General features: G+C 68.5%; 4 protein-coding genes. 3 read left to right on the forward strand and 1 reads right to left on the reverse strand.

The features are described 5' to 3' along the window. Window positions 1-317: 317 nt before the first annotated feature. From VIU94_RS14690 to VIU94_RS14700, 3 genes are all read left to right on the forward strand, one after another. Window positions 318-1,094, forward strand: a complete 777-nt coding sequence (locus VIU94_RS14690) for a hypothetical protein (protein ID WP_331911527.1) — start codon at window positions 318-320, stop codon at window positions 1,092-1,094. A 78-nt stretch (window positions 1,095-1,172) separates the two neighbouring features. Further along, window positions 1,173-1,469, forward strand: a complete 297-nt coding sequence (locus VIU94_RS14695) for a putative quinol monooxygenase (protein WP_331911529.1) — start codon at window positions 1,173-1,175, stop codon at window positions 1,467-1,469. Window positions 1,470-1,509: 40 nt separating this feature from the next. After that, window positions 1,510-2,262: an AraC family transcriptional regulator gene (locus tag VIU94_RS14700; protein WP_331911531.1), complete on the forward strand. Its 753-nt coding sequence runs from the start codon at window positions 1,510-1,512 to the stop codon at window positions 2,260-2,262. Window positions 2,263-2,317: 55 nt separating this feature from the next. Here the strand turns inward: VIU94_RS14700 and VIU94_RS14705 are convergent, their stop codons facing one another. Next, entirely contained in the window at window positions 2,318-2,512 is a 195-nt protein-coding gene (locus VIU94_RS14705; protein WP_331911533.1) for a hypothetical protein, read from the reverse strand. Between the last annotated feature and the right edge of the window lie 166 nt (window positions 2,513-2,678).

A 2,678-nucleotide genomic window follows, 5' to 3' on the forward strand; every position in this document is an offset into this window, starting at 1 on the left:
CCGGCTCCTGGAGATCTACGAGGAGCTGCGCGAGTCCTCACAGCTGCTCGTCATCACCCACCAGAAGCGCACCATGGAGGTCGGTGACGCCCTCTACGGCGTCACCATGCGCGGCGACGGTGTCACCACCGTCATCTCGCAGCGCCTCCGCGACGCCCAGCCTGCCTGAGTGTTCCCGCTCGTCGAGCCGCGGGCGGCGAGCGAGTACGACGCCTGATCCTGAAGGGCCGACCAACGGCGATTGCGGCCGTCCTCAACATCGAGGAGGCACGGCTGCACCGACCTCCAACGGCTGAACGGCATGCTTCCGTGAACGCATGAAGCCGGGACACCGCGGCGCACGCGCGCTCACCTCGGCCGCACTCGCCGGGTCAGGGGTTCTTGCCTACCTCGCAGCGTGGCAACGTTGGTCTGGGGTCTGCCCGCGTGGCGGCTTCGACGAACCTGCTTGCCTCAAGCGGCAGGACCACCTCTACGACTTCCAGTGGCCGGCCAGCCCGTGGCATCCGATCGGGCATGCGGCTGAGCTCTACGGGCTCTCGGTCCTGCTGCTGGCCGTCGCTGCGTTCGCACTGCCGTTTCTGCTGATGCCCACCTTTCGTCGCCTCGTCCTGTGGCCGCTCGCCGTCATCCCGGCCGCCGGACTCGCCGGCATCGGCGTGCTGGCCTTGGCATCTGGGATCGCGGGCAGGCCGGTCACCGTTCCGGACTTCTACCTGACGGCGCTCATTGTCGTTGACATCCTGTGGCCCACCGCGCTGGTCATCGCTGCCGCGATCGCAGCGGTTGGGTACAGCCCGACTGGTTGGCCCGGGGCTTCCGAAGACCGTCCGGCCACCGCACGGTCCGTGAGCACAGTGGTGACAGCGCTGCTGATCGCCGCGACGACTGTGCTGCCGACATACTTCATCGTTGGTCCGATCGCTGCGGGCTATGTCTCCCACGACACAGCCCCCTGGTCCGAAGCTCCCGCTGGCGCGCTCCTGGTCCTTGCCGCCATGGTCATGTGGCCGGCGACGACGCGCGTCACGTCTCGGAAGTCGACCAAAGGTGTGTCGAGGCTGTCCGCTGAGAGCCTGAACGTGTCTGACTGACGCGAGCCGGACCTCTGTCCGGCGGTGAAGGATTGCGAGGACCGGCACCGACGCCGGCTCGACTGTCAGGAGATCTCAATGTTCATCGCCGTACTCGACCTGCGCACCGCACCCACCGACCGGCCCGTTGTCCTTGCCCATCTCGACAGCGCGCGCGAAGAGATCCGTGCCATGCCGGGCAACCTCGAGTTCAGGGTGTATGCCGCTCGCGACGAGGAGGGCGTGGTCGTCATCCACGAATGGGACGACGAGCGGTCCTTCGCCGACTACCTCGCCACTGATGTGTTCGATCGCTCGGGCACGGTGCTCCGGCCGCTGCTCTCCGCGCCTCCCGTGAGTCGCCGGTTCCGGGCCACTCTTCTCGAGACCGTCTGACCCGCAGCGTGGTCTAGGGTGAGCGTGTGCGAGGCCGTTCTTGACACGCGAGGCGTACGCATTCGCGCGGGACTTCGCGGCAGCACCGGCAGCCGAGCTTCGCGTCGACCGGCACTATCTGCTCTGCGCCTCCCAGGGCGCCTTGCGGCTGGAGGCGCACGGCAGCTCGTGGGTGCTGCCTCCTGCACGGGCCGCGCTCATAGCTGCGGACGAGCCGATCTTGGTCGCCATCCCGCAATCGGTGAAGACGTCCTCCGTGCTGTTCGACGTCGGCTTCGTGCCGCCGCCGCCCGCGCCACTGACCGTGTTCGACCTCAGCCCCTTGGGCCGGGCCCTGGTGTCGGAATGCGTCGATTGGCCCGACGCTGCCGAGCCGCTGTCATCGTACGCACGCAGCATGTTCGGCGCGCTGGCTGCGGTGGCGTGGCGGCTGGCGCAGGATCCCAGCCCCGTCACGGTGCCCGCCGGCCGGTCACCGGAGCTGCGTCGGGCGTTGGCGGTGACCAACGACCGGCTGGCCGAGGACGTCCGGTTCGAGGAAATCGCCCGCGACGTGGGGCTGGCGCCGCGGTCGCTGGCCCGCCGGTTCGAGAGCGAGTGCGGGATGACCTGGACTGCGGTGTTGCGCCGGATGCGGGTGGTGCGTGCGATCGAAAAACTCGCTGCCGGTGAGGACTCCGTCGCGACCATCGCGCACAGCATCGGGTACACCTCCCTGTCAGCGTTCAACGCCGGCTTCCGTGACCTGACCGGTCACACCCCGACGCAGTACCGCGCGACCTTCCGTCCCTGACCGGTCGGACTGCGCGGCATCAAGACCGGGTCGCGGCGGACTGACGCTCCTCCGCTCACCCGTGCTCGCGGCTCAGCGGTCGCGGCGGCAGATGCGGATGGGGCAGGAGGTCGACGCGACGTACGCCGCACACCGCGCAGCGCACGTAGACGACTCGGCCCTCCGAGGTCTGGTGGCTGGACTCGGTGAGCCAGCCGTGTTCGTGGGTGGCGTCCGCACGCCGGGACTCCTCTGTTGCGCTGTTGGTCATGGTCGCCACTCTGCTGTAATGGTCCTATGCATCTCAACCCTTACGGTGAGTACGCCGTGCTCATGGCCGCTTCGCTGGCCGACGACTGGCCCGAGGACCGGGTCGGGATCGAGGCCCGGACCCGGGAGTTCGGGATGACCATGGACTTCGCTGAGTCTGCAGACGA

Origin of the sequence: Streptomyces sp., from assembly GCF_036566765.1 — a bacterium.
GTDB lineage: Bacteria > Actinomycetota > Actinomycetes > Streptomycetales > Streptomycetaceae > Streptomyces.

Coding starts and splice junctions, on each gene's coding strand:
- VIU94_RS14690 (WP_331911527.1), top strand. CDS start 318: ATGAAGCCGGGACACCGCGGCGCACGCGCGCTCACCTCGGCCGCACTC.
- VIU94_RS14695 (WP_331911529.1), top strand. CDS start 1,173: ATGTTCATCGCCGTACTCGACCTGCGCACCGCACCCACCGACCGGCCC.
- VIU94_RS14705 (WP_331911533.1), bottom strand. CDS start 2,512: ATGACCAACAGCGCAACAGAGGAGTCCCGGCGTGCGGACGCCACCCAC.